Annotated in this window: 27 protein-coding genes; 10 read left to right on the top strand and 17 right to left on the bottom strand. The window is 62.7% G+C overall.

The window, feature by feature from the left end; genetic code table 11:
* Positions 1–37: 37 nt before the first annotated feature.
* Entirely contained in the window at positions 38–232 is a 195-nt protein-coding gene (locus tag BLT09_RS12195) for a DUF1192 domain-containing protein (protein ID WP_091593307.1), read from the bottom strand.
* A gap of 194 nt (positions 233–426) precedes the next feature.
* On the opposite strand from BLT09_RS12195, the gene BLT09_RS12190 reads away from it, so the two are divergent.
* From BLT09_RS12190 to BLT09_RS12180, 3 genes are all read left to right on the top strand, one after another.
* Positions 427–1,440 carry an NAD(P)H-quinone oxidoreductase gene (locus tag BLT09_RS12190; RefSeq protein ID WP_091593305.1) on the top strand — a complete coding sequence of 338 codons (1,014 nt, stop codon included), beginning with the start codon at positions 427–429 and terminating at the stop codon, positions 1,438–1,440.
* Positions 1,441–1,572: 132 nt separating this feature from the next.
* Positions 1,573–1,713 carry a DUF1127 domain-containing protein gene (locus tag BLT09_RS12185; protein ID WP_023797054.1) on the top strand — a complete coding sequence of 47 codons (141 nt, stop codon included), beginning with the start codon at positions 1,573–1,575 and terminating at the stop codon, positions 1,711–1,713.
* A 268-nt stretch (positions 1,714–1,981) separates the two neighbouring features.
* The gene (locus tag BLT09_RS12180; RefSeq protein WP_091593303.1) at positions 1,982–3,085 is read left to right on the top strand and encodes a helix-turn-helix transcriptional regulator; all 1,104 of its coding nucleotides are present in this window, start codon (positions 1,982–1,984) and stop codon (positions 3,083–3,085) included.
* A gap of 145 nt (positions 3,086–3,230) precedes the next feature.
* Here the strand turns inward: BLT09_RS12180 and BLT09_RS12175 are convergent, their stop codons facing one another.
* The gene (locus tag BLT09_RS12175; RefSeq protein WP_236473500.1) at positions 3,231–3,779 is read right to left on the bottom strand and encodes a LysE family transporter; all 549 of its coding nucleotides are present in this window, start codon (positions 3,777–3,779) and stop codon (positions 3,231–3,233) included.
* A 414-nt stretch (positions 3,780–4,193) separates the two neighbouring features.
* On the opposite strand from BLT09_RS12175, the gene BLT09_RS12170 reads away from it, so the two are divergent.
* Positions 4,194–4,892, top strand: coding sequence for a DUF1013 domain-containing protein (locus BLT09_RS12170; protein ID WP_023797057.1), 699 nt, complete (start codon positions 4,194–4,196; stop codon positions 4,890–4,892).
* Positions 4,893–5,096: 204 nt separating this feature from the next.
* Here BLT09_RS12170 and BLT09_RS12165 read toward each other — a convergent pair whose 3' ends face one another.
* From BLT09_RS12165 to BLT09_RS12150, 4 genes are all read right to left on the bottom strand, one after another.
* Positions 5,097–5,816, bottom strand: coding sequence for a helix-turn-helix transcriptional regulator (locus BLT09_RS12165; RefSeq protein WP_023797058.1), 720 nt, complete (start codon positions 5,814–5,816; stop codon positions 5,097–5,099).
* A gap of 70 nt (positions 5,817–5,886) precedes the next feature.
* Positions 5,887–6,297, bottom strand: a complete 411-nt coding sequence (locus BLT09_RS12160) for a hypothetical protein (protein WP_091593299.1) — start codon at positions 6,295–6,297, stop codon at positions 5,887–5,889.
* Between the two features lie 101 nt (positions 6,298–6,398).
* Positions 6,399–7,001 (bottom strand): DJ-1/PfpI family protein, encoded by a 603-nt coding sequence (locus BLT09_RS12155; RefSeq protein ID WP_091593297.1) that lies wholly within the window; start codon positions 6,999–7,001, stop codon positions 6,399–6,401.
* An 83-nt stretch (positions 7,002–7,084) separates the two neighbouring features.
* Positions 7,085–7,252, bottom strand: coding sequence for a hypothetical protein (locus BLT09_RS12150; RefSeq protein WP_082982284.1), 168 nt, complete (start codon positions 7,250–7,252; stop codon positions 7,085–7,087).
* A gap of 256 nt (positions 7,253–7,508) precedes the next feature.
* Here BLT09_RS12150 and BLT09_RS12145 point away from each other — a divergent pair, with 256 nt between their 5' ends.
* Entirely contained in the window at positions 7,509–8,480 is a 972-nt protein-coding gene (locus tag BLT09_RS12145; RefSeq protein WP_091593295.1) for a ring-cleaving dioxygenase, read from the top strand.
* 236 nt (positions 8,481–8,716) lie between these two features.
* Here the strand turns inward: BLT09_RS12145 and BLT09_RS12140 are convergent, their stop codons facing one another.
* The 3 genes from BLT09_RS12140 to BLT09_RS33655 form a co-directional block, all read right to left on the bottom strand.
* Positions 8,717–9,007: a hypothetical protein gene (locus BLT09_RS12140; protein WP_091593294.1), complete on the bottom strand. Its 291-nt coding sequence runs from the start codon at positions 9,005–9,007 to the stop codon at positions 8,717–8,719.
* A gap of 44 nt (positions 9,008–9,051) precedes the next feature.
* A complete protein-coding gene (locus tag BLT09_RS12135) occupies positions 9,052–9,450 on the bottom strand; it encodes a hypothetical protein (protein WP_091593292.1) in 399 nt (132 codons plus the stop codon).
* A gap of 154 nt (positions 9,451–9,604) precedes the next feature.
* Entirely contained in the window at positions 9,605–9,832 is a 228-nt protein-coding gene (locus BLT09_RS33655) for a hypothetical protein (protein ID WP_139172589.1), read from the bottom strand.
* Between BLT09_RS33655 and BLT09_RS12130 the strand changes: the two genes are divergently transcribed.
* Positions 9,831–9,992: a hypothetical protein gene (locus tag BLT09_RS12130; RefSeq protein WP_077380491.1), complete on the top strand. Its 162-nt coding sequence runs from the start codon at positions 9,831–9,833 to the stop codon at positions 9,990–9,992. The two genes, BLT09_RS33655 and BLT09_RS12130, sit on opposite strands and share 2 nt — an antisense overlap.
* A gap of 41 nt (positions 9,993–10,033) precedes the next feature.
* Here BLT09_RS12130 and BLT09_RS12125 read toward each other — a convergent pair whose 3' ends face one another.
* From BLT09_RS12125 to tkt, 6 genes are all read right to left on the bottom strand, one after another.
* Positions 10,034–10,765, bottom strand: coding sequence for an SGNH/GDSL hydrolase family protein (locus BLT09_RS12125; protein WP_091593290.1), 732 nt, complete (start codon positions 10,763–10,765; stop codon positions 10,034–10,036).
* A gap of 130 nt (positions 10,766–10,895) precedes the next feature.
* Positions 10,896–11,921, bottom strand: a complete 1,026-nt coding sequence (locus tag BLT09_RS12120) for a class I fructose-bisphosphate aldolase (protein WP_091593288.1) — start codon at positions 11,919–11,921, stop codon at positions 10,896–10,898.
* Positions 11,922–12,081: 160 nt separating this feature from the next.
* Positions 12,082–13,278: a phosphoglycerate kinase gene (locus BLT09_RS12115; RefSeq protein WP_091593286.1), complete on the bottom strand. Its 1,197-nt coding sequence runs from the start codon at positions 13,276–13,278 to the stop codon at positions 12,082–12,084.
* A gap of 110 nt (positions 13,279–13,388) precedes the next feature.
* Positions 13,389–15,278 (bottom strand): potassium/proton antiporter, encoded by a 1,890-nt coding sequence (locus tag BLT09_RS12110; protein WP_091593284.1) that lies wholly within the window; start codon positions 15,276–15,278, stop codon positions 13,389–13,391.
* Between the two features lie 251 nt (positions 15,279–15,529).
* The gene (gene gap / locus BLT09_RS12105) at positions 15,530–16,540 is read right to left on the bottom strand and encodes a type I glyceraldehyde-3-phosphate dehydrogenase (RefSeq protein WP_091593282.1); all 1,011 of its coding nucleotides are present in this window, start codon (positions 16,538–16,540) and stop codon (positions 15,530–15,532) included.
* Between the two features lie 157 nt (positions 16,541–16,697).
* The gene (tkt, locus tag BLT09_RS12100) at positions 16,698–18,689 is read right to left on the bottom strand and encodes a transketolase (RefSeq protein ID WP_091593280.1); all 1,992 of its coding nucleotides are present in this window, start codon (positions 18,687–18,689) and stop codon (positions 16,698–16,700) included.
* A gap of 304 nt (positions 18,690–18,993) precedes the next feature.
* Between tkt and BLT09_RS12095 the strand changes: the two genes are divergently transcribed.
* From BLT09_RS12095 to BLT09_RS12080, 4 genes are all read left to right on the top strand, one after another.
* Complete coding sequence (locus BLT09_RS12095) at positions 18,994–19,266, top strand: DUF4164 domain-containing protein (RefSeq protein WP_023797069.1); 273 nt, start codon at positions 18,994–18,996, stop codon at positions 19,264–19,266.
* An 11-nt stretch (positions 19,267–19,277) separates the two neighbouring features.
* Entirely contained in the window at positions 19,278–19,643 is a 366-nt protein-coding gene (locus BLT09_RS12090; RefSeq protein ID WP_023797070.1) for a cell division protein ZapA, read from the top strand.
* Positions 19,644–19,853: 210 nt separating this feature from the next.
* Positions 19,854–20,513 (top strand): peroxiredoxin, encoded by a 660-nt coding sequence (locus BLT09_RS12085; protein ID WP_091593278.1) that lies wholly within the window; start codon positions 19,854–19,856, stop codon positions 20,511–20,513.
* Between the two features lie 145 nt (positions 20,514–20,658).
* Positions 20,659–21,531, top strand: a complete 873-nt coding sequence (locus BLT09_RS12080) for an MBL fold metallo-hydrolase (RefSeq protein ID WP_091593275.1) — start codon at positions 20,659–20,661, stop codon at positions 21,529–21,531.
* 172 nt (positions 21,532–21,703) lie between these two features.
* On the opposite strand, the gene BLT09_RS12075 is transcribed toward BLT09_RS12080, so the two are convergent.
* Together BLT09_RS12075 and rpoH are read right to left on the bottom strand one after the other, a co-directional pair.
* Positions 21,704–22,306, bottom strand: coding sequence for a hypothetical protein (locus BLT09_RS12075; protein WP_236473455.1), 603 nt, complete (start codon positions 22,304–22,306; stop codon positions 21,704–21,706).
* Positions 22,307–22,502: 196 nt separating this feature from the next.
* A complete protein-coding gene (rpoH, locus tag BLT09_RS12070) occupies positions 22,503–23,414 on the bottom strand; it encodes an RNA polymerase sigma factor RpoH (protein WP_023797074.1) in 912 nt (303 codons plus the stop codon).
* Positions 23,415–23,456: the final 42 nt, after the last annotated feature.

Genomic DNA, 23,456 nt, shown 5'->3' with positions numbered 1-23,456 from the left:
TCGAGCTTTTCGGCGGCGGGCGGTTCGGCTCTGGAAACTATTCGCGGCGAAACAGCGCCTCGGCCGCTGATTTGGTGGTGCCCTTGGTCTTGAGCTCGGCTTCGAGCCGGGCGATCTCGTCGCGCAAGATGCCGATCCGCTCGGACAGTTCATCGACGGAAAGCAGCGACAGATCCTGCCCGATCTCATGCGGGCGCGCTTTCTTTTTGGGTTCGTCGTCGAAGATCGCCATCGTCGCTCCTCGCTCATGCGTCAAAATTAAACGGCTACAGCGTCCTTGGCGCGTCCAATCGCACGCCCGGCGCAGCAGTGGCCATTTGCCTGATTTGGCAATGAGCATACATAGGGCAGGGGCACGGATGCAAACAGTCGGCAATAAAACCGGCAAGTCGGCAAGAAACTGGCGAAGCGAGACGGGAAAAATTCATGGCGAGCGGACAGGACAAGATTCCGGCGAAGATGACGGCCATCGCGATCTCGGAACCCGGCGGACCGCGGGTTCTGAAACCGGAAACGCGCGACGTGCCCGTGCCCGGACCTGGCGAAATACTGATCCGGGTGCGCGCCGCCGGTATCAACCGGCCGGATGTGCAGCAACGCAAGGGCGTCTACCCGCCGCCGCCTGGTGCGTCGGACCTGCCGGGCCTCGAAGCGTCAGGCGAAGTTGCCGCTCTTGGCGACGAGATATCGCGCTGGCGCGTCGGCGACCGGGTCTGCGCGCTGACGCCCGGCGGCGGCTATGCCGAATACGTCAAGGTGCATGCCGGCAGCGTGCTGCCGCTGCCCGCCGGCTTTACCCACACCGAAGCGGCGGCGGTACCGGAAAACTACTTCACCGTCTGGCATAATGTCTTCGAACGCGGCGCCCTGAAGAGCGGCGAGACGCTGCTCGTGCATGGCGGCTCGTCCGGGATCGGCACCACGGCGATCCAGCTCGCCTCGGCCTTCGGCGCCCATGTCATTACCACTGCCGGCAGCCAGGAGAAGTGTGACGCCTGTCTGAAGCTCGGCGCCGACCGGGCGATCAACTACCGCGAGGAGGACTTCGTCGCGGCGGTCAAGGACGCGACCGGCGGCAAGGGCGCCAACGTCATCCTCGACATGGTCGGCGGCGACTATGTGGTGCGAAACTACGAGGCCGCGGCGGTGGAAGGCCGCATCGTCCAGATCGCCACGCAGAGCGGGGCGGTGGCAAGCACCGACTTCTCGAAGATGATGGCCAAGCGGCTCACCCACACCGGCTCGATGCTGCGGCCGCGCACCGTCGAATTCAAGGCGGCGATCGCCGCAGCGCTGGAGGCGCAGGTGTGGCCGCTGCTCGGCACCCGCAAGGTAGCACCGGTCATGGACATGATCTTTCCGCTCAGGGAAGCGTGGCGGGCGCATGAGCGGATGGAGGACGGCGACCACATCGGCAAGATCGTGCTCGATGTCGGCTGACGGTCGGCAAGCAAGCTGAACAAAACCTTAATTGCGCAATGCAACAAACGCATTGCCGCCATGCAAAAGCGTCTGTTCAATTTTTCATCAACGGTGCCTATTTGAGCGGCATCGAAACGATGGAGGACTACCATGAACCCGATCCGTGCTTTCCGTAACTGGCGCATGTACAATGAAACCGTGCGCGAACTGAACCGCCTGAACGCCCGCGAGCTAAACGACCTCGGCATCAACCGTGGTGACATCGAGAGGATCGCCCGCAAGACGCTTTGATCCGCCAAGCAAGAGCCGAGGCAGGCGGGTTTCCCGCCGCCGGTTCCGAGCCCGCTGGACCCAGTCTGGCGGGTTTTGTCGTTTTTAAGTCCGAGGCTACAGCGGCGGCTGCTATGATGGCCACTATCGAGAACCGAATACAACTCGACCGCAATCTGCGGTTGACTCCGGTTTCAGCGTTGGCATTTTGATCGCGCGGGACTAGGTCAGCGGCAGCGGGCGCTGATCCGGGCCAGTAGCGTGCTGACTCTGAAACAGGCTTGCGCCCATGTTCGACGATCTGACGGACAAGATCTACGAGGCGGCTTTCGTGCCGGAACTTTGGGGGGATGCTCTCGAAGCTGCCGGCAGTCTTTCAGGTTCTGCCACCGGCGCCATCTTCCTGTTCAGTGCCGAATCTCCGGTTCGCGGCAGATTGAGTGACGTTTCTCCGGTTCACGGCAACTCGCTGCGATCCGTGTTTGATGAATTTGTCGCCAGCGACGGCTGGAAATTCTCTGACGCCGTTCAGCGTATGTGCAGCATGCAGCCGGCGAGCTTCGTTCAGGTCGAAGATTTCCTGACAGCCGAAGAGGTCGAACGTGATCCGGTACGGATACAGCTGAGAGCGGCCGGTATCGGCGCACATGTTTGTTCGGCAGTCGCCATGCCGAGTGGCGAGCTCGTCACTTTCGTCTTTCAACGGTGGATGAAGGATGGCACCTACGATCGGGCGTCGGTCGATCGGCTGGACCAGCTTCGCCCGCATTTCGCGCGGGCCGGCATGGTCTCGGCGCGATTGGGGTTGGAACAGGCCAGGGCGACCGTCTCGGCACTCGAGACCATCGGGCTGCCGGCCGCGGTCATGGCTGCATCGGGACGCGTGCTGACGTCCAACAGCCTGCTGGAAGAAATGACCGAGATGTTTCTGCCAACCGCCTATGGCGGCATGGCGATCGCCAATGCCTCCGCCAATGCGCTTTTCCAGCGGGCCATTCTCGAGAACCGCAACGATTTCGCGATCCGATCCATTCCTGTTGCTGCGAACGAAAGCCGGCCGGCTCTGGTCATCCATCTTTTGCCGCTGCGCCGCGCCGCACATGATATTTTCTCCGGCGCGGACATCCTGGTTGCGGCGACGGCGGTAAGCGCCAGTTCCGTCGTGCCTTCACCAACCCTCCTCGCGGGCCTGTTCGACCTGACGCCCTCCGAGGCTCGTCTGGCCGCCGCGCTTTCGCAGGGACGACCCTTGAAAGATGCGGCATCCGACTTGAAGATCACCGTGAAGACCGGCCGGACCTATCTCGAACGGATTTTCGCCAAGACCGGGACAAGTCAGCAAAGCCAACTCGTCGCCTTGCTCAAGAGCACAGAACCGCTCAATCGCAGATGACGATCGGCCTAAAGCGCGTCGCGTTCGACCGGCCTCATGCGACGCGCTTAAGGTTGTTGTTTTTATGCATGTCGTTATCGCAAAACCGCTGCACACTTTTGCGCGACATGCATTAAATCGGTGGAAAGGCCGTCTATTTGTCGCTTCAATGGCTAAGCGCGGCAAAACCAATCGCTATCAAGGCGCCTCCCAGCACGATGTCCACGTGCTTGCGGAAACGGTTATAGAATTCGCGCATGGCTGGCTGGGAAATAGCCAGACCGACAAGGCCAAACCAGGCGATTGCAATGGCAAAAACCAGCGCTGCCACGGATATCTGGATTGGCCCGCGCGTATTCAAGCTCAGCGCAGAGGATGCAAAAAACAATGCGGTGGCCGGATTTGCCGCCGCCGTGACAAACCCCAGCCGGAAGTACCGAACGATGGGAAGCGGCTTCGGCTCGTCGGCGCCGATCGTGATCGACAGCGCCCGCCGCATCGAATTCCAGCCGATGAAGACCAGCATTGCGCCGTAAAGGCTGGCGGCTATCTGGTGCGCAATGCCCCCTGGCGGCAGCGCGGCGGCGCCCGTCGCGACGACCATCGCCAGCGAACTCGCGCCTAGGGCAATGCCGGCGGCGGCCGAAAGTGCTGTGGCACGCGAAGCAGTTAGCCCGGCCTGCGCGACGACAGCAAAATTGGCGCCCGGCAGCATTGCCAGAAGCGCATAGGAAATGGCGAACGGAAACAACCCCGCCGCGACAGCGTGCCCGGTTTCCAACATCGATTAGCCCACATCGGCGGCGGCTTGCCCTCCCAAAGCAGCTCGCCGCTACCGAAGCGAAATGTGGATGAAACATGTTCCCACTAACAGTCGGCAAATGCCGACAGAAGGACGTTTTGTTGCCGGGCTAGCGGCCGCGGCCGCTGAGCGGCTCACCGAAGGCGCGATGCTGACGCCGATAAGGCTGCCTTGACAGGTTCGATATCTCCCCCCATCTCGCGACTACCTTCCAAAAACGTTGCGGAACGGCAACGGAGCGGCTATATAAACCGCGATTTTCCCATTTTGGTGGCTCTAAAACCACCGCCCGCGCGGGAACGCGGGCGAACGAGAAGGATATTTGCAATGGCCAATACGCTGCTGATGCCCAAGGCGACCGCCGTCTGGCTGGTCGACAACACCGCGCTGTCCTTCGAGCAGATCGCGCAGTTCTGCGGACTGCATCCGCTCGAGGTCAAGGCGATCGCCGACGGCGAATCGGCGCAAGGCATCAAGGGCATGGACCCGATCATGACCGGCCAGCTGAGCCGCGACGAGATCGCACGCGCCGAGAAGGATCCGAACCATCGGCTGAAGCTGTCAGACCCCAAGGTGCGGGTGCCGGAATCCAAGCGCAAGGGTCCGCGCTACACGCCGCTGTCGAAGCGCCAGGACCGGCCCAACGCCATCCTCTGGCTGGTGCGCAACCATCCCGAGTTGAAGGACGCGCAGATCGCGCGCCTCGTCGGCACCACCAAGTCGACGATCGACCAGATCCGCGACAGAAAGCACTGGAACTCAGCCAACCTGCAGCCGATGGATCCGGTGACGCTGGGGCTCGCCTCGCAGATCGACCTCGACATGGAAGTCAACCGCGCCTCGCGTGGCCGCGAACAGGCACAGCCGGCCGGCGACACGCTGCTGCCGGCGGCATTGACCGAGCGCCTCGTGCCGGCGCCGGAGAAGCCAAGGGACGAGGATGCGGAACTCGACGCCAACGCCGTCTTCGCCAAGCTCTCGGCGCTGAAGTCGAAGGACGAGGACAAGGACGACGAGGAGGGCTGAGGCGCCTCTTCCTTCTCCCCTTGTGGGAGAAGGTGGATCGGCGCGCAGCGCTGAGACGGAAGAGGGGTGTTGGAAGAAATGAGGCGTCGGCGTTCCCTGGAACACCCCTCATCCGGCCGCGGAGCCTGTCCTCGGGCTTGCCGGAGGCAAGACCCGTGGGCGGCCACCTTCTCCCACAAGGGGAGAAGGCAAGAAGCGCCGCGCCTAGGTTCGCGCGGCCCGGTCCGGCGCCATGCCGTAGTCCTCGCTGCGCTCCACCGCACGGTAAAAATCGGCGAGCTGCTTGCCGCGCTCCGGCTTGAAGACGCGGCCGGCTATGACCACTGAAGCAATGCGGTCGATGCGGAAAGCGCGAAAGTCGTCGCGCATCTCGCACCAGGCGACCAGCGTCCACACCTTGCCCCAGAACCACAGGCCCAATGGCCTGATGTCGCGCACGGTGCTGCGGCCTGCTTCGTCGGAGTAGTCGATGGTCAGCACCTGGCGTTTTTCCACCGCGCGCTCGATCAGGTCGATTGCTTCGCGGGCGGCGTCGCTCACCACCCACATCGGCGTGTGGATCTCGGTGCGGGCGATGCGGTCTTTTTCGGCATCGGGCAGCACGGCGCCGATCTTGACCAGCGCCTCGTCGGCGGCCCGCGCCATGGCAGCGCCGCCAAATGCTCGCACCATGCGGGCGCCGGCGACCAGCGCGACGATCTCGTCACGCGTGAACATCAGCGGCGGAAGGTCGAAACCCTCCCTCATCATGTAGCCGACGCCGGCCTCGCCGTCGATCGGCACGCCCGTCGACTGCAGGTCGGCGATGTCGCGGTAGATGGTTCGCTCGGAAACCTCGAGCCACGTGCCCAGCTTCTGGGCGGTGACCAGACGGCCACCGCGCAGATGCTGCACGATCTGGAAGAGCCTGTCGGCGCGGCGCATCGTACGGTCCCTCGATGTTGTTTTTAGCCTGTCGTTGTCCCCAAACCGGTTCCAACTTTCGGGCGATGCATTATGGCTCAAGCCCTTCGCGCTTGCGCTGCGCGGCGACGAATGCCGCGCCGAAGGACAACTTCCCTGTTGTCGGCGTCTTTGCATCCAGCACCCGCCAGAACGGCGCGATGTCGCTCAGCGTCATGCCGCGTTCCAGATCCTCGTTGGCGGCCTCGGCGACAGTGCGCAGATGATAGCCGATGGTGACCGGACATGTCACTTCGGCGCCGTGCTCAATGGCGAGCGTGGTGCGCAACGCGCGGACATCCATGGCCACGCCCTTTGGAATTGAGCGGATGAAATCATCGACCTGCCGTGCCGTCGGCACCAGCATCGGCTGGCCCTCGACGACGTCGGCAACAGTGCGCGGCGTCGGCTTGATGCCATTGACGCCCGGCGTGTTCAGCCTGTCGTTCCAGCTCTTTACCATGCGTCACCTAGACGAAGAGCCCGAAGCTTTTGCAGGGATGAAGGCCATGTCTGTCTCCTGGTACTTTCGAATTATTGCACGCCGCTCCTGACACCATACTGTCAGGAGGCTTCAGCATATTCCCCTTCTGCATACTCCTTGGCGAACAGCGTGCGCATCTCAGCGAGATCGCTGCTTCTCTGGGGATAGAGCGTCTTCAAACAGGCAAGAGCGAAGGTGCCGGGAGCCGAACCCGGCGCGGACACGATGCGACCGTCGGCGACGGCATAGGGCACGTCCTGATAGTTCTGGGCGCCCGGATAGCCCGGTTCCTTTTCGTTGATCCAGTCACGACCATTGCTGGTGTGTTTGGCGTTGCCGAACAGGCCGGCACGCGCCAGTGCCAGCGTGCCGGCGCAGATGCCGCCGACCACACCGCCGCGCGCTGCGACCGCTGTCAGCAGTGCGGAGACGTCAGGCGGAGCATCGACCCACTGGTCGGAGCCGATGACCGCGACGGCGTCAAGATCGGTGTTTTCATCAACCGCGGTGGAGCGGTCGGGCGTCAGCATAAATCCGCTGGCCGAAGTCACCGGTTTGCCGTTCGGCGCCAGCGAAACCGCGCGTGCGCCGAACCATTCGACCGCCGAAGCCGCCAGCAGCCCGTATTCCCAGTCGGCGAAGCGATCGATGAAAAGAACGCCGATAGTTTTCTGTTCCGACATTTGCTGCTCCGTCTTTCGGTCCGCCAGACCTGTTTATCTGGGCGCGTGGCGTCGGCATGCAACCGCTACCGCAAAAAATCGCCTCAATGGCCCCGGCCGTGGCGGCCTTCATAATTATCCGGCCAACCGATGTCCTTGCGGATGCTCTGCGGCAACCCGTTCATGAAACGCCGGGTGCGGATCTCGTTGCGCATCGTCCGGATCTTGCCGACATAGTGCTGAACGCTGCGGAGAATGGTAAAACCGTTCATGGCTGGTCTCCTCTCTTTCGATGGAGACACTATCGCACACCCCTCCTGACAGCAGTCTGTCAGGAGGCTGAGCGGTCTTTGGTGAGCGTGCCAGGTTTTGCCGGTTCTGATCCGTTTGCCCGAGTGAAGCAGGCTTTCTCGTCGCCGGGATCAAGTCTTCATCTGCCAACGACGGACCGTCGGAATCCGCAGCAGCGACAGGGCCGGGGTTCTGATATCTAAGGAGAAAAATTTTCCAGAGATCAGGGAGATGACAATGAGCCTGCAACTGACAGGAAATCACCATCTGACCGCAATCACGGCCAATGCACCCGGAAACCTTCGTTTCTACACCAGGACCCTGGGCCTGCGACTGGTCAAGAAGACGGTCAATCAGGACGACACGTCGGCCTATCACCTTTTCTATGCCGACGCCGAGGCGACGCCTGGCACCGATCTTACCTTCTTCGATTGGCCGGTAGGACGCGAGCGGCGCGGCACCAACAGCATCGTGCGGACCAGCCTGAGGGTCGCCAGCCCTGAAAGCCTTGCCTGGTGGAAGCAGCACCTGGCCGGCGAGACCGTCGCGACGGAAGAGATCGGCGCGACGGGAGAGACCGGCGATATCGGCGGCTACCCGTCGTTGGACTTCGAAGACCCGGAAGGCCAGCGCCTGCGTCTCGTCAGCGATGGCGGCAAGGGCGACAGTCACCCCTGGGTGCAAAGCCCGGTCCCAATCGAGCACCAGATACGCGGGCTCGGGCCTATCGTCATCAGCGTTCCCGACATCACCAACACTGAAACCGTGCTGACCAGGGTGATGAACATGCGCAAGGCGCGGGACTATGCCTCGCCGGATGGTCAGGGCCAGGTTTACGTCTTCGAGATGGGAGAAGGCGGCCCGGCGGCGGAGCTTCATGTCGCCGTGCAGCCGGGCCTTGCGCCGGCACGGCAGGGCGCCGGTGCGGTCCACCACGTGGCATTCAGGGCGCCGGACCAGGAGATTTTGCATCAATGGACGGCGCGGCTGGCCGAGTTCCGCCTTCCGTCAAGCGGTGAGGTCGAGCGATACTACTTCCGCTCGCTCTATTTCCGCGAGCCAAACGGCATACTATTCGAGATTGCCACCGACGGCCCGGGATTTACGGCCGACGAGCCGCTGGAAACGCTGGGCGAAAGGCTAGCCTTGCCACCGTTCCTCGAACCGAAACGGGCTGCGATCGAGGCCGGTCTCAAGCCGCTGGCATAGTGCTCGCGTGAGCGAGCGAAGGGAGCACTTTGACAGCCGACCGTGATGGTGGTGCGCCGCGCGCCCTTTGGAGGCGTGAATCGTGGTTCGAGCCCATGAGCGGAACCAACTGATTTCAAATAGTTAGCATATCCACGTCCGAATACGTCAAATAGCTGTCGAATAAACGCACGCGGAAATAGTGAACGAGGACTGACTACCGCTGCTGCATCATGGCAAGAGCAGCGCGGTTGCGCTTAAAGCGGCGTTACGCAGCCGTTTTGACCGCCTGTCTTGATTTTCGTGATAACGCCGCGACGATCGGTGGTGACTTTGGCCGTACATTCGAAACCACGTCGAAAGGATTGAAACTCCAGGAAGCGCCCGCCGTCGCTTGTAGGCGCAATGCCGACCGGCACTCCATATTCATCGTAAAGCGCGTCGACGGGTCGACCGAGATAGCGCAATTCTTGGGCGCTTTGATGCGCTTCCCAATTCGCGCACCCAGTCAGCAACAGGCCGGCAACGATCGCGGCTAATCTTCGCATCAATCCCCCTCAGGCTCGCGAGTGAAAATCCCTCGCGACGGGCATCATATCATGATGCTGTTAGCGATGATCTGATTGACGACCATCCCGAAAAAATAGGGCAGCGCCATCGAAACGGCGAAGCTTACGATACCTGAAAACCACAAGAACGACCCACGATATCGGTCCGGAAGGTCAAAGCGATCCGCCGCAGCATGGAACCCAAATCGTATATAGGTCCCGATAAACAGAAATGCCCCGACGTATGCCAAACAATACAGCAGCAGCACCAGCAAAGACCCGCTTTTCTCCCACGCCAGATGCAATGCTCCCAGCACGATAAGGCTCTCGATCGTGACGAAGATAAACTCGTGGACCGCTTTGGCGTTTCCTAGCCAGGCTTCGAAATAGGACTTGGGTTGGTCAGCATCACGTAGTTTTCTAATTACTCGCAGCAGGATCATCGGTATCCCTCCGAACAGAGAGGCGTATCACCTCGCGCTTTTGTTCACCAGAGTGTCGGACCCGGGCGTCACGACATGATCAATGCGACCACGGCCACCAAAAAGAAAAGCCATCGAGGGCATGACCGCGAGGGCTTACGGCGGCAAGGAGCGTTCAAGCGGCGAGAGCGTAGCCGGCCTTCCCGTATAGCCAATCGTACGCCTTGGTCTTCATCGCGATCCCGGCAGAGTGTGTGCGTAGATTACTTGGATGATCGCCGCCGTGGCCCCGACTGGCGCGCTTGCTGCGGGTTGCCCGGCTGGATGCGTTCAACCGCAACGCATTGCCCTTTCCGAAAATCGATTTCGATTTGCCGGCCGATGCGCTAGTCAAAAGCGGCATGTCGAAACTCCTCGCGCTCGTTATCATTGCCATGATGGTCATCCAGCTGATCAAGCCGCTCGGCTGGCCGGGGCTGAAGCGGCGCAGCGATTTCTGGAAGCTGGCGGTATTGGCGATGGCGGCGATTTCGATAACAGCGGCGCTGGGTCATTGGACGTAGGGCTGGGGACGTAGGGCTGGGGACATAGCGCTGGCGGGCCGCTATGCGAGGCGTGGTTCGTTGGCCAGCACCAAATCGACCAGATGTTCCGCCCAGGCCCGGTAGCCGGCTTCCGAGGCATGAAATCCGTCGGAGGCAAAACCGGCTTCGGCATTGGTGATCGGCAGGCGCGGCGCCGGCACAGCCCCGCGTTCGAGGCAAAGGCGCTCGCCCATCCGATTCATCTCGGCGGCGCGGATTTCCAGGATCTTTCCGAGCAGCGGCGGCATTGCCGGTGCGCGGGTGAATTCCAGCACCGGCGACCACACCACGCGCGCCTCCGGCCATTTGGCGCGCAGCGCGTAGAGCAGGCCGCCAAAATCGCGCTTGAAGCGTGGCACCGAGTGAAAGTTCTTGGTGTCGTTGGTGCCGACGGCGAGCACGATATGCGTCCACGGATCGGCCGACAGATTGGGCAGCACATGATCGCGGATCTGGCCTGAGGTCGCCGAGTTGAAGCCGGCTGCCCGCCAGCGCACCGCGCGGCCGGTGCGTTTCGAGATCAGCTCGGCCAGTTGCGCGGCCAGCCCGTATTCGGAATTGCCGATGCCGACCGAGGCGGCGGAAGAATCGCCAAGCATCAGCAGCGAGATCGCCGGCACCTGGCCCGAAATCTCGTGCATGACCGGACCTTGTGCCGGCAGCATGCGGCTGGTGCGACGGCGCACGCCGAGCCCCTGCCAGACATAGACCGGAAAGGCGAGCCAGGTGAGAAGGGCAAGAAAGCGCTGCATCAAAAGCCAGTTAATGGGGGCAAGCGACGTTCGGGCTCAACGCAAGCCGACACCGGCGTCGTTTTTCTGGAGCATTGGAGCAGATGGAACCCGGGCACATGGCCCGGGTTCGGACGAAGATAAGAACCGGTCAGGCGGCCTGTTCCAGCTCCGGCTGCCATTTGCCAAGCGCTGCCAGGTGGTTCATGTGGGCGCGGTGGGCGAAGGCTGCCTGGGCAGCGGCGACGTTGGCCGCCTTGCCGCTCCATGCCTTCTGTGGCGCCGCCTGCAAGGCGCGGCCATAGGAGAAGGTCAGCTTCCATGGATGCGGGCCGATGGCGTTGATGGCGTTGAGGTTGGCGGTCGCCTCCTCATCCGATTGCCCACCGGAGAGAAAGGCGATGCCGCCAATCGCTGCCGGCACCGTCTCGCGGAACAGTTTTATGGTCTTTTCGGCGACTTCCTCGGGGCTGCTGGTGTTGCCGGACTTTTTGCCGGCGAGAACCATGTTCGGCTTCAGAATGGTGCCTTCAAGGACGACGCGGGCGGCGTAGAGCTCGGTGTAGAGTTTCGTCAGCGTTGCCTTGCTGATCTCGTAGCAGGTGCCGATGTCGTGGGCGCCGTCCATCAGCACCTCCGGCTCGACGATCGGCACGATGCCGGCCTCCTGACAGAGCGCCGCATAGCGGGCGAGCGCATGGGCGTTCGAGCCGATCGACGTGGCGGAGGGCACGCCTCTGGCGACGTCGATGTCGATCACCGCACGCCATTTGGCGAAACGGGCGCCGAGCTTGTAATAGTCGGCGAGCCGCTCGCGCAGGCCGTCGAGGCCTTCGGTGATGGTGTCGCCGGGGTACCCGGCCAGCGGCTTGGCGCCGGCATCGACCTTGATGCCTGGAATGGCGCCGGTCGCCTTGATGATGTCGACCAGCGGCGTGCCATCGGCGGCCTTCTGGCGAATGGTCTCGTCATAGAGGATGACGCCGGAGATGTATCTGGTCATCGCCTCCCTGGCGCGGAACATCATCTCGCGATAGTCGCGGCGGCTGTCGGCGGTCGATTCGACGCCGATGACGTCGAAGCGCTTCTTGATGGTGCCGGAACTCTCGTCGGCGGCCAAAAGACCCTTGCCGTCGGCCACCATCGCAGCGGCAATGTCCTCGAGACGTTCGCTCATTGTGCATCCTCCTGAACCGGTTGTCCCAACAGTGTGAAAATCCGGGCTAGCAGACCACTAGAGCAAAGCAGGTTCAAGTCGAACCATTCCAAGCGGAAAGCTCGAATCGATTGAATCGCGCAAACGCCGTCGTTCGCCTGTTGCCCAAGGCCTCAGGGCCTCAGCGCTTCAGCACGTCGACACCGGGCAGCGGCTTGCCCTCCATCCATTCCAGGAAGGCGCCGCCGGCGGTCGAGACATAGGTGAAGTCGTCGGCGACGCCGGCATGGTTGAGGGCGGCCACCGTGTCGCCGCCACCTGCCACCGAGATCAATTTGCCGGCCTTGGTGCGGCCCGCGGCGTGCCTGGCCGCCGCCACCGTCGCCCGGTCGAACGGCTCGATCTCGAAGGCGCCGAGCGGGCCGTTCCAGACCAGCGTCGCGGCGCGGTCGATCCAGTCGGCAACGGTCTTCACGGTCTTTTCGCCGACATCGAGGATCATGGCGTCGGCCGGCACCTCTGATATGGCGACGGTTTCGCTGGCGGCGCCCGCCTTGAATTCCCTGGCGACGACACCGTCGACCGGCAGGATGACGGCGCAGCCGGCTTCGGCCGCCTCGATCATGATCTGCTTGGCGGTGTTGGCGAGATCATGCTCGCACAGCGATTTTCCGACGGCGGTGCCGCGCGCGGCGAGGAAGGTGTTGGCCATGCCGCCGCCGATGACCAGCGCGTCGACCTTCTTCACCAGATTCATCAGGAGGTCGATCTTGCTCGAGACCTTGGCGCCGCCGACGATGGCGACGACAGGGCGGACGGGATTGCCGAGGCCCTTTTCCAGCGCGTCGAGCTCGGCTTGCATGGTACGGCCGGCGAAGGCCGGCAGCAGCTGCGCAAGCCCTTCCGTCGACGAATGGGCGCGGTGGGCGGCGGAAAAGGCGTCGTTGACGAAGATGTCGCCATTGGTGGCCAGCTTTTCGGTGAAGGCCGGGTCGTTCTTCTCCTCGGCCTTGTGGAAGCGGGTGTTTTCGAGCAGCAGCACGTCGCCGTTGTTCATGGCGGCGACGGCGCTCGCGGCCTTGTCGCCGATGCAATCGGCCGCGAAGCCGACAGGGCGGCCAAGCACCTCCGCGGCCGCCCTGGCGATCGGCTCAAGCGAGAATTCGGGCGAAGGCCCATCCTTGGGCCGGCCGAAATGGGCAAGCAGGATAACCTTGGCGCCCTTGCCGGAAAGCTCGGCGATGGTCGGCGCAATGCGCTCGATGCGGGTGGCGTCGGTGACCTTGCCGTCGGCGACGGGAACGTTGAGGTCGACGCGCACCAGCACGCGCTTGCCGTCGATATTGCCGATGTCGTCCAGTGTCTTAAAGCCGGCCATGCTGTTCCCTTTCGCGAAAAATCGCGGGGACCTTACCCCGCATCAACGACGATGCAAGACCTGCATCGGCGTTCACGGAAAATATGATCCGCGCCTCGCGTCGCAAGCAGTCAGCCCTCGCCGGTTGTTTTTTCCATCACTGGCTGTGGAGCCGGTTCCGCGTCGTCCGGCGCCTCGGCACCCGGCTTTTTGGTCCGCTTGCGCCAATTGCGCACAAAGCCAACGATGCGGTCGGCGATTTCGCCGGCACTCAGGAACACCGGCACCCGCGCCACCGGCGCGGTCGGCTCCAGGGAAAGACCGAGACCGGTGATCCTGCCCTTGTCGTCGACGTCGCGGACGATCAGCTCGATCGGACCAATCAGCACGCGGTCGGCATATTCGGCATGGCCGCCGAGCCGCGCCGTCACCAGGTCGCCGACGGTCAGCTTGCGTTCCTCCTCGGTCAGGCCCGGCGCGTAAGCGGCTTCCAGTTCCGCAGCGGAGCGCGCCGGATCGACGGCGAAGGCGCCGAAGAAGTCGGCATCCTCGGGATCGACCACGGCGCGGCTGGCGAACAGCTTGTCGAGCAGGGCCGGATAGCGATCCGGCACGAAGATGTAGACATGGTCGCCGGCGGCGAGCCTGCCCATGTCCTGGAAGCGCATCGAGCGCCCGTCGCGCAGCACCAGCGACGGCCGCGCCCAGCGCGGAATGCGCTCGCCGCGCGCCACCGGGCTGCCAGGTGCAACGCGGTAGGCGAGCAGTTCGTGATGGGCGGAGCCAGGCAATTCGAGTTCGACCTTGTCCAGCGGACCCAGGCGGGCGGGCACGATCAGGCCGAGGCGGCGCGCCAGCGGTCCGACGGTCCATCCCTGGATGACCAGCGACACCAGCACCACGATGAAGGCGGTGTTGAAGATCAGGCGGCCATTCTCAAGACCGCCAAGCAGCGGCGTAATGGCGAGCAGGATCGACACGGCGCCACGCAGACCCACCCATGAGACGAAGGCGACTTCCGGGCGCGGCAGACGAAACGGCATCAGGCAAAGCCAGACGGCGATCGGCCGCGCCACGAATATCAGGAACAGGCCCAGCAGCACCGCCGGCAGCAGGATCGCCGGAAATTGCGAGGGCGTCGCGAACAGGCCGAGGATCAGGAACATGATGATCTGCGCCAGCCACGACATGCCGTCCTGGAAGCGCTTGAGGATGGTGACGGCGCGGATGTCGGAATTGCCGGCAATGAGGCCGGCGAGATAGACCGCCAGAAAGCCGGAGCCGCCAATGGCGCCGGCGGCGGCGAACACCATCAGCGACAGCGTCAGCACGAAGATCGGCAGCAGCCCGTGGTCGAGATTGAGCCGGTCGACGAGGCGAACGATGGCGAGGCCGCCGAAAATGCCGACGATGGCGCCAAGCCCCATGTTGAGAAGGAAGCCGAGGACGAGGTCGGTAACCAGCACCCTGGCCTCGGGGCTGGCGTTGGCGGCGATGATCTCGACCAGGCTTATGGTCAGGAAGATGGCGATCGGGTCGTTGGTGCCGGATTCCACCTCGAGCGTGGAACGCACGCGTTCGCGCAAATTGATCTCGCCGGCGCGCAGCAGGAAGAACACCGCTGCGGCGTCGGTCGAGGCGACAGCGGCCCCGAGCAAGAAGGATTCCAGCCAGCTGAGATCGAGCAGATAGTGGGCGACGGCGCCGAACAGCCCGGTGGTCAGAAGGACGCCGACGGTCGCCAGCGACAGCGCCGGTCCGGCCGCCTGCCGCAGGGCGTTGAGCGGTGTGCCGAAACCGGAATCGAACAGGATGACCGCCAGCGCCAGTGAGCCGGCAAAATAAGCCAGCCGCGCATTGTCGAACTGGATGCCGAGGCCGTCGGTTCCCGTGGCCAGGCCAATGCAGAGAAACAGCAGCAAGAGAGGGGCGCCGAAGCGGAAGGCGATCAGGCTCGAAAACGCGGCGGCGACGACGAGCGCGGCGCCGACCAGCGTCATGAGATAGATCGCATGCTCCATCCGCCAATTGCCCCTCGAATTCGTGTCCCTCTCGCTTTACGGGAGAGTGAGGCGAAGACATGACCGGTGCAAGGCGTGAGGGTGGTTTTTTGCCCTATGCCGCTGATTTTCGAGTGTTTTGGCGCTCAAGGCGCGGGTCTTGCCAGACAAACCCTTAGAGCGTCGTTGCGCATTCAAAAGGGCGCTGGGCGCTCTCATGAAAACGCCCGGACAGGCCGGGCGTTTCAAGTCGCAAGAAGATGGTTCTGCCGTTAGGCGATGGTCTTGCCGAAGGCGACTGATGTGTCCGCCATGCGGTTGGAAAAACCCCATTCATTGTCGTACCAGGACAGCACCGAAACGAAGTTGCCGTCCATGACCTTGGTCTGGTCGAGCGCCATGATCGAGGAGTGCGGGTCGTGGTTGAAGTCGATCGACACGTTCGGATGACGGGTGACGGCGAGAACGCCCTTCAGCTTGCCGTTGGAGGCGGCGATCACCGCCTCGTTGATTTCCTCCACCGTGGTCGCACGCCTGGCGATGAACTTGAAATCGACGACCGAGACGTTCGGGGTCGGCACGCGGATTGAGATGCCGTCGAGCTTGCCCTTGAGGTCGGGCAGCACCAGGCCGATCGCCTTGGCCGCACCGGTCGAGGTCGGGATCTGCGACAGCGCTGCGGCGCGGGCGCGGTAGAGATCCTTGTGCATGGTGTCCAATGTCGGCTGGTCGCCGGTGTAGGAGTGGATCGTCGTCATCATGCCCTTCTCGATGCCGACGGCTTCATGCAGCACGGCTGCCAGCGGCGCCAGGCAGTTGGTGGTGCAGGAGGCGTTCGAGATGACGATGTGGTCCTTGGTCAGCTTGTCGTGGTTGATGCCATAGACGACGGTGAGGTCGGCTCCCTCGGCCGGCGCCGAGACGAGGACGCGCTTGGCGCCGGCGGTCAGATGCGCCGCGGCCTTGTCGCGGGCAGTGAAGATGCCGGTGCATTCGAGCGCGATGTCGATGCCGAGCTCCTTCCACGGCAGCTGCGTCGGGTCCTTGATCGCGGTGACCTTGAATTTTTCGCTGCCGACGGTGATCTGGTCACCGTCGACCGTAACTTCATGCGGGAAGCGGCCATGCACGCTGTCGTAGCGAAGCAGATGTGCATTGGTCTCGACCGGGCCGAGGTCGTTGACGGCGACGACATCGATGTCCTTGCGGCCGGATTCGTGGATGGCGCGCAGGATGTTGCGGCCGATGCGGCCGAATCCGTTGATGGCAACTCTGACGGTCATTTTTCTCTCCCTGGGAGTTGGAGGCCGAAGATCAAGTCCGCAGCTTCATAACGGCGGGCTGGCAAAGAATCCAGCCGTCGATGGGTTGGATTTAAGTCCATTAGGTCGCGGCTGCCGGCGAAACCGCCATGTGCGGCTTCGCTGGAGACCAGCATATTTACTCGCCGTGCAGGCGGGCTTCCGCCGCCTTCACCGTTGCTTCGGCGGTGATGCCGAAATGCGGATAGAGCTGTTCAATCGTGCCAGAGGCGCCGAAGCCGGTCATGCCGATGAAGATGCCGTCGATGCCGATGAAATGATCCCAGCCCTGGCGGATGCCGGCTTCGATGGCGATCTTGACCGGCGCGTTGCCGATCGTCTTGTTGCGGTAATCAGCATTTTGCTTGTCGAACAATTCGAAGCAGGGCACAGAGACGACGCGGGTCGGATGGCCGTGCTTCTCCAATGCCTCGCGCGCCGCCAGCGCAATCTCGACCTCGGAGCCCGAAGCGAAGATCGTCACCGCCGCATCGCCACTGGCAGCGGCAAGCTCATAGGCGCCCTGGCGACAAAGGTTTTCCGCAACGAAGTCGTTGCGCACCGCCGCCAGGTTCTGCCGGGTCAGCGCCAGCGTCGAAGGCGTCTTTTCCTGTTCGATCGCCAACTGCCAGCATTCGGCGGTTTCGACCGCGTCGGCCGGGCGGAAGACATTGTGGTTCGGAATGGCGCGCAGTGCGGCCAGATGCTCGACCGGCTGATGGGTGGGGCCGTCTTCGCCGAGACCGATGGAATCGTGGGTCATGACGAAGATCGAGCGGATGCCCATCAGCGAGGCGAGCCGCATCGACGGACGGGCATAGTCGGAAAAGCACATGAACGTGCCGCCATAGGCGATGAGGCCGCCATGCAGCGTCAGTCCGTTGAGCGCGGCGGCCATGCCGTGCTCACGGATGCCGTAGTGAACGTAGCGCTGGCCGTAATCGTCTGCCGTGATGTTCTTGGTCTGGCTGGTCTTGGTGTTGTTGGAGCCGGTCAGGTCGGCCGAGCCGCCGATGGTTTCCGGCACGGCGCCGTTGATGATTTCGAGCGCCATTTCCGACGATTTGCGGGTGGCGACCTTCGGTTTGTCCGCAGAGAGCTTCTTCTTGTAGTCGGTGATGACGGAGTCGAAATTAGCCGGCAGCGTGCCACTGATGCGGCGCTCGAATTCGCGGCGCAACTGCGTGTCGGCCCTGGCAAGGCGGCCTTCCCAGTCGGTGCGTGCCGTGATGCCGGTCTTGCCGGCGTCGCGCCAAGCATCGAGGATATCGGCAGGAAGCTCGAAAGGCGGATAATCCCAGCCGAAGAATTTTCTCGCGCCGGCGATTTCCTCGGCGCCGAGCGGCGAGCCGTGCGCCTTGTTGGTGCCGGCCTTGGTCGGCGCGCCGAAGCCGATCGTCGTCTTGCAGGCGATCATCGTCGGTTTGTCGGAATGGCGCGCCGCCTCGATGGCATAGGCGATCGCTTCCGGATCCTGGCCGTCGATGTGGCTGGCGTTCCAGCCGGACGCCTGGAAGCGGGCGACCTGATCGGTGTTGTCGGCCAGCGAAACCGGGCCGTCGATCGAGATGTTGTTGTTGTCCCAAAAGACGATCAGCTTGTTCAGCTTGAGATGTCCGGCAAGCGCGATGGCTTCCTGGGAAACGCCCTCCATCAGGCAGCCGTCACCGGCCAGCACATAGGTGTAGTGGTCGACGAGGTCGTTGCCGAACGCGGCATTCATGATGCGCTCGCCGAGCGCGAAACCGACCGAATTGGCAAGTCCCTGGCCGAGCGGGCCGGTCGTCGTCTCGATGCCGGCGGCATGGCCATATTCGGGATGGCCTGCCGTCCTCGACCCCACCTGGCGGAAGTGCTTGATCTGGTCGAGGGTGATGTCCTCGTAGCCGGTCAGATAAAGCAGCGAATAAAGCAGCATCGACCCGTGGCCGGCCGACAGGATGAAACGGTCGCGATCGGGCCAATGCGGGTTCTTCGCATCGTATTTCAGGAAACGCGTGAACAGCACCGTGGCGATGTCGGCGCAGCCCATGGGCAGGCCGGGGTGGCCGGACTGGGCCTTCTCGACGGCGTCCATGGAAAGAAAACGGATCGCATTGGCCATCCGGTCATGTTGTTCACGCGAGGTCATGCTTCCTCCAGTGTCGGGGTTCGGGGCCTTGGGAGAGCCCTGGAAAGGGGTGCGCGACACATAGCAGGCGCGGCTTTTTAGTCAACAAACCGGCGCGCTTTTGCCGATCTTGTTGGTCAGTAAACCGGCGCTTTTGCCGGTCTTGCGATGGCGCCAGGAGGGCTTTGGTGGCCTAAATTAGCGTTAGCAGGGGACAGTCGCGAGAGCTTTATTGACGTTGGCTTCACACGGCGCGTAATGTTTCAGACATAACGCGTTCTGAACGTGGATGATTCGGTGATGGGCAGGGCGCAGGACGAAAGCCATGACCGGGGAAACGACACTCAAGGAAGTCATCGCCAGGCTGGGTAAGGCCATCGAGGGGCTGGAAAACGCCGTCGCGGCCAAGCTCGAGCACGAGCGCGACTATACGGAAGCCGAGGCGGAGGTGCAGCGCATGAACGCCGACCGCTCGCGGCTGGCGCAGGAACTCGACAATTCCGAAGCGCGCGCCGAACGGCTGGAAGACGCCAACAAGGAAGTGTCGCGTCGGCTGGTGACCGCCATGGAAACCATCCGCGCCGTGTTGGATAGATAGGGGCTGGCCCAATGGCACAAGTCACGGTTTCCATCGATGGCAAGCAGTATCGCATGGCTTGCGACGAAGGCCAGGAAGAGCATCTGATCGACCTTGCCGAGCGCTTCGACCGCTATGTCTCGCATCTGAAAGACTCATTCGGCGAAATCGGCGACCAGCGGCTGACGGTGATGGCCGGCATCATGGTCATGGACGAGCTTTCGGAACTGCAAAAACGCGTCAAGGGCATGGAAAGCGAAGTGCTGACACTGCGCAAGACGCGTGACGACGCGCTGACCAAGGCCGACAAGAACGATTCCGTGCTGACCCAGGCGCTTGGCGCGCTCGCCCAGCGCATGGAAGATCTGGCGACGACGCTGGCGGTGAACAAGGCCTAGACTTCCACTGCCATCGCGCCCAACGCCCTATTGCGCCGGCATCAATGGGCGGGAATGCTGCTGTTTGCGACAAAAGGCGAAAAAGTTGTCGTCGCCGGCCCCGGTACCGGTGCAACAGGCGTATGAAGGATGACGCCGCAGTGGTAAAAAGGCGGAAGCAGGGCCGGTGGATGGTCCATGCCGGCTGCAATCACAGGGTAGGGACGCATCATGAGCCTTCGTATCAACGACACCGCGCCGGATTTCACGGCCGAAACCACGCAAGGGACGATCAACTTCCACGAATGGATCGGTGACGACTGGGCGGTGCTTTTCAGCCATCCGAAGAATTTCACGCCGGTCTGCACGACCGAGCTCGGCACGATGGCCGGGCTGGAAGGCGAGTTCAAGAAGCGCAACGTCAAGATCATCGGCATTTCCGTCGATCCGGTCGAAAGCCATGGCAAATGGCAGGATGATATCAAAAAGGCGACCGGCCAATCGGTGAACTACCCGTTGATCGGCGACAAGGACCTCAAGGTCGCCAAGCTCTACGAGATGCTGCCGGCGGGTGCCGGCGAAACCTCGGAAGGCCGCACGCCCGCCGACAACGCTACGGTGCGTTCAGTTTATGTCATCGGCCCCGACAAGAAGATCAAGCTGGTTCTCACCTATCCGATGACCACCGGCCGTAACTTCGATGAGATCCTGCGTGCGATCGATTCCATACAGTTGACCGCCAAGCACCAGGTGGCGACGCCGGCGAACTGGAAGCAGGGCGAGGACGTCATCATCACCGCCGCTGTTTCCAACGAGGATGCGGTCAAGCGTTTCGGCGCCTTCGAGACGATCCTGCCGTATCTCCGGAAGACCAAGCAGCCCTCCGCCTGAGAAGGCGGCACGGAAGGATTTTCGGCTTTTTTGCCCCGGCGAAGCATGCGGTGCTTGACGGCGCGGCGCTGGCGAATGACCATGCTCTTCTTTTACCCCGGCAGGGAAAACCATTCCTGCCGGGTGGGAATTGTGGGAGCCGGGATTGGACGCGACATCGGCCAGGCTGCAGGTCGCAGGCTTTTACGACAAGCCGAGCGGGTCCATCCAGTATGTCGTTGCCGACCCGCAGACGCGACGATGCGCAATCATTGATCCGGTCCTGGATTTCGACGAGAAGTCCGGCGCCACTGCCACGAAAAATGCGGACGCCCTGCTCGACTTCGTTAGAGATCAACGGCTGGTTGTCGAATGGATCCTCGACACCCACCCGCATGCCGACCATTTCTCGGCGGCACACTATCTCAGCACGAAGACAGGAGCGCCGACGGCGATCGGCGAGAAGATCGTCGACGTCCAGAAACTGTGGAAGGCAATCTACAACTGGCCGGGGTTTCCTGCCGACGGATCCCAGTGGAACAGGCTGTTTGCCGACGGCGAGACCTTTACGGTCGGCGGCATTCCGGCAAAGGTGCTTTTTTCGCCGGGCCACACGCTGGCCTCGATCACCTATGTGATCGGCGACGCCGCTTTCATCCATGATACGCTGTTCATGCCGGACAGCGGCACGGCGAGAGCGGACTTTCCCGGCGGCAGTGCCGCGCAACTCTGGCGCTCGATCCAAAATATCCTCGCGCTGCCGGACGAGACACGTCTGTTCGTCGGTCATGACTACCAGGTGGAGGGGCGCGAGCCCTTGTGGGAGAGCACGGTCGCGGAACAAAAATCCGGGAATACCCATGTTGCCGCTTGCAGGACGGAGGCCGATTTCGTTGCGTTGCGCGAGGCGCGCGACAGGACGCTGCCGATGCCGAGGCTGATCCTGCACGCGCTGCAGGTCAACATGAATGGCGGGCGCTTGCCGGAACCGGAATCCAACGGCCGCCGCTATTTGAAATTTCCGTTGGATTGCCTTTGAGGGGCGCGGGTCCAACTTTTGCAATCTCGGCGCCGCCACTCATCGCCTGCCGGGCACTTCTCCCCCGGGAGAAGGACGCTTTGGCTGACGCTGCCTCTTCTCCCCGTCACTATACGGGGAGAAGGTGGCGGCAGCCGGATGAGGGGCAGCGCAGAGGCCAGCCAGTCTAGCTTCAGGGCTTTGTTCGGCGGACTAAATGTTCATACGTGATTTGCCAAGGGTCGGACTCGGAAGATCTTTCCTCGCCGATCCAATGGAAGCTGTTGGCGGTGATCTCAGTGAAACGCCATCGAGTTTTCAGACCGCGCGAATCAGTGCCGAGTTGGACAATGTCCTTACCCTCGGCCCGCCCGATCTGGCGCGAGTGATCTCGGTTGAGCGGGTCGTTCCATATGATGTGCCAGCCATCGATCCCAGGATCGAAGATGCGCAAAGTCGTGCCATACATCGTGGATGGCGCAGGGCGCTTGGGCCTGATCCAGACGTCCTGAATCGCGCGGCCTTCGAGCACCCAGCCAAAATGGCATTCTCCATCCCATTTCTGGATTGTGCCGTCATCGCGGTAGTGGACCGTGTCCATTTCCCAGCTTCCAATTAGCCATCCATACAGGTTCATGTCTTTCGCTCGGTCGGCTGGAGGACCTTCGGATTCGAGAGCGGTGAGAAACGGAGAAATCGTCATCGTCATACTGCCTTTGGTTTCCAAACAGGCGAGCTCAACTGCCCAGCGCAGCCCCGGCGGCCCGTTGTCGCGCCCGCTTGCCGCAAGCGCCACCTCGTGAAATTTCGCGACGGAAGCCCGTGTCGGCGCCGGAACATTGCCGCCACAATTTGCAGCGTTGCGGTTTCCAGGGCTTGGGGAAAATTGCTATAACGCCGCTACGAGCCAGCCAGGCTGATCACACCGAGGACCCACAAAAAAGGCGGCGCCAGTTACCTGGCGCCGCCGCTATTTGTTTCCGCCGGAGGTTTTACGCCGCCGGCTGCGCCTCGATGGTGCGCAGCGCCTGCATCTGGCGCTTGGCTGCGGCCTTGACCGCGTCCTGCACCTTCTCGAAGGCGCGCACCTCGATCTGGCGCACGCGCTCGCGGCTGATGTCGAACTCGGCCGACAGCTCTTCCAGCGTCAGCGGCTCCTCGGCCAGACGGCGCGCCTCGAAGATGCGCCGCTCGCGCTCGTTGAGCACGGCAAGAGCGCCGGACAGCATGCCGCGCCGGTTCTCCAGTTCGTCCTGCTCGATCAGCGCCTCTTCCTGGCTTTCGTGGTCGTCGACCAGCCAGTCCTGCCACTCACCGGACTCGCCTTCGCTCGCCCTGATCGGCGCGTTGAGCGAAGCGTCGCCCGACAGGCGGCGGTTCATCGACACCACTTCCGCTTCCGACACGTTGAGGCGGGTGGCGATCTCGGCGATCTGCTCGGGCTTCAAGTCGCCATCGTCGAGCGCCTGGATCTTGCCCTTCACCTTGCGCAGGTTGAAAAACAGGCGCTTCTGGTTGGCGGTGGTGCCCATTTTGACCAGGCTCCACGAGCGCAGGATGTATTCCTGGATCGACGCCTTGATCCACCACATTGCGTAGGTGGCGAGCCGGAAGCCGCGCTCCGGTTCGAATTTCTTGACGGCCTGCATCAGGCCGACATTGCCTTCCGAGATCACCTCGCCGATCGGCAGGCCGTAGCCGCGATAGCCCATGGCGATCTTGGCGACGAGCCGAAGGTGGCTGGTGACGAGCTTGTGCGCAGCCGTTGTGTCCTCGTGCTCAGCATAACGCTTGGCGAGCATGTACTCTTCCTGCGGCTGAAGCATCGGAAAGCGACGGATTTCTTCCAGGTAGCGGCTGAGGCCGCCTTCGCCGGAAACGATACTGGGTAGTGACTGGGCCATGATAGCGCCCCTCTCTCTTGGAGTGGTGCCCCCTAACGCGGC

The sequence above is a fragment of the Mesorhizobium muleiense genome, from assembly GCF_900099905.1.
GTDB classification, from domain to species: Bacteria; Pseudomonadota; Alphaproteobacteria; order Rhizobiales; family Rhizobiaceae; genus Mesorhizobium; species Mesorhizobium muleiense.
Note: the sequence above shows the minus strand (reverse complement) of the source record. Positions and strands in the feature narration are given on the sequence as shown.

Bases quoted from the DNA above. Each gene is read 5' to 3' on its own strand.
- BLT09_RS12195 (WP_091593307.1), bottom strand. From the start codon at position 232: ATGGCGATCTTCGACGACGAACCCAAAAAGAAAGCGCGCCCGCATGAG.
- BLT09_RS12190 (WP_091593305.1), top strand. From the start codon at position 427: ATGGCGAGCGGACAGGACAAGATTCCGGCGAAGATGACGGCCATCGCG.
- BLT09_RS12185 (WP_023797054.1), top strand. From the start codon at position 1,573: ATGAACCCGATCCGTGCTTTCCGTAACTGGCGCATGTACAATGAAACC.
- BLT09_RS12180 (WP_091593303.1), top strand. From the start codon at position 1,982: ATGTTCGACGATCTGACGGACAAGATCTACGAGGCGGCTTTCGTGCCG.
- BLT09_RS12175 (WP_236473500.1), bottom strand. From the start codon at position 3,779: ATGCTGCCGGGCGCCAATTTTGCTGTCGTCGCGCAGGCCGGGCTAACT.
- BLT09_RS12170 (WP_023797057.1), top strand. From the start codon at position 4,194: ATGGCCAATACGCTGCTGATGCCCAAGGCGACCGCCGTCTGGCTGGTC.
- BLT09_RS12165 (WP_023797058.1), bottom strand. From the start codon at position 5,816: ATGCGCCGCGCCGACAGGCTCTTCCAGATCGTGCAGCATCTGCGCGGT.
- BLT09_RS12160 (WP_091593299.1), bottom strand. From the start codon at position 6,297: ATGGTAAAGAGCTGGAACGACAGGCTGAACACGCCGGGCGTCAATGGC.
- BLT09_RS12155 (WP_091593297.1), bottom strand. From the start codon at position 7,001: ATGTCGGAACAGAAAACTATCGGCGTTCTTTTCATCGATCGCTTCGCC.
- BLT09_RS12150 (WP_082982284.1), bottom strand. From the start codon at position 7,252: ATGAACGGTTTTACCATTCTCCGCAGCGTTCAGCACTATGTCGGCAAG.
- BLT09_RS12145 (WP_091593295.1), top strand. From the start codon at position 7,509: ATGAGCCTGCAACTGACAGGAAATCACCATCTGACCGCAATCACGGCC.
- BLT09_RS12140 (WP_091593294.1), bottom strand. From the start codon at position 9,007: ATGCGAAGATTAGCCGCGATCGTTGCCGGCCTGTTGCTGACTGGGTGC.
- BLT09_RS12135 (WP_091593292.1), bottom strand. From the start codon at position 9,450: ATGATCCTGCTGCGAGTAATTAGAAAACTACGTGATGCTGACCAACCC.
- BLT09_RS12130 (WP_077380491.1), top strand. From the start codon at position 9,831: ATGTCGAAACTCCTCGCGCTCGTTATCATTGCCATGATGGTCATCCAG.
- BLT09_RS33655 (WP_139172589.1), bottom strand. From the start codon at position 9,832: ATGCCGCTTTTGACTAGCGCATCGGCCGGCAAATCGAAATCGATTTTC.
- BLT09_RS12125 (WP_091593290.1), bottom strand. From the start codon at position 10,765: ATGCAGCGCTTTCTTGCCCTTCTCACCTGGCTCGCCTTTCCGGTCTAT.
- BLT09_RS12120 (WP_091593288.1), bottom strand. From the start codon at position 11,921: ATGAGCGAACGTCTCGAGGACATTGCCGCTGCGATGGTGGCCGACGGC.
- BLT09_RS12115 (WP_091593286.1), bottom strand. From the start codon at position 13,278: ATGGCCGGCTTTAAGACACTGGACGACATCGGCAATATCGACGGCAAG.
- BLT09_RS12110 (WP_091593284.1), bottom strand. From the start codon at position 15,278: ATGGAGCATGCGATCTATCTCATGACGCTGGTCGGCGCCGCGCTCGTC.
- gap (WP_091593282.1), bottom strand. From the start codon at position 16,540: ATGACCGTCAGAGTTGCCATCAACGGATTCGGCCGCATCGGCCGCAAC.
- tkt (WP_091593280.1), bottom strand. From the start codon at position 18,689: ATGACCTCGCGTGAACAACATGACCGGATGGCCAATGCGATCCGTTTT.
- BLT09_RS12095 (WP_023797069.1), top strand. From the start codon at position 18,994: ATGACCGGGGAAACGACACTCAAGGAAGTCATCGCCAGGCTGGGTAAG.
- BLT09_RS12090 (WP_023797070.1), top strand. From the start codon at position 19,278: ATGGCACAAGTCACGGTTTCCATCGATGGCAAGCAGTATCGCATGGCT.
- BLT09_RS12085 (WP_091593278.1), top strand. From the start codon at position 19,854: ATGAGCCTTCGTATCAACGACACCGCGCCGGATTTCACGGCCGAAACC.
- rpoH (WP_023797074.1), bottom strand. From the start codon at position 23,414: ATGGCCCAGTCACTACCCAGTATCGTTTCCGGCGAAGGCGGCCTCAGC.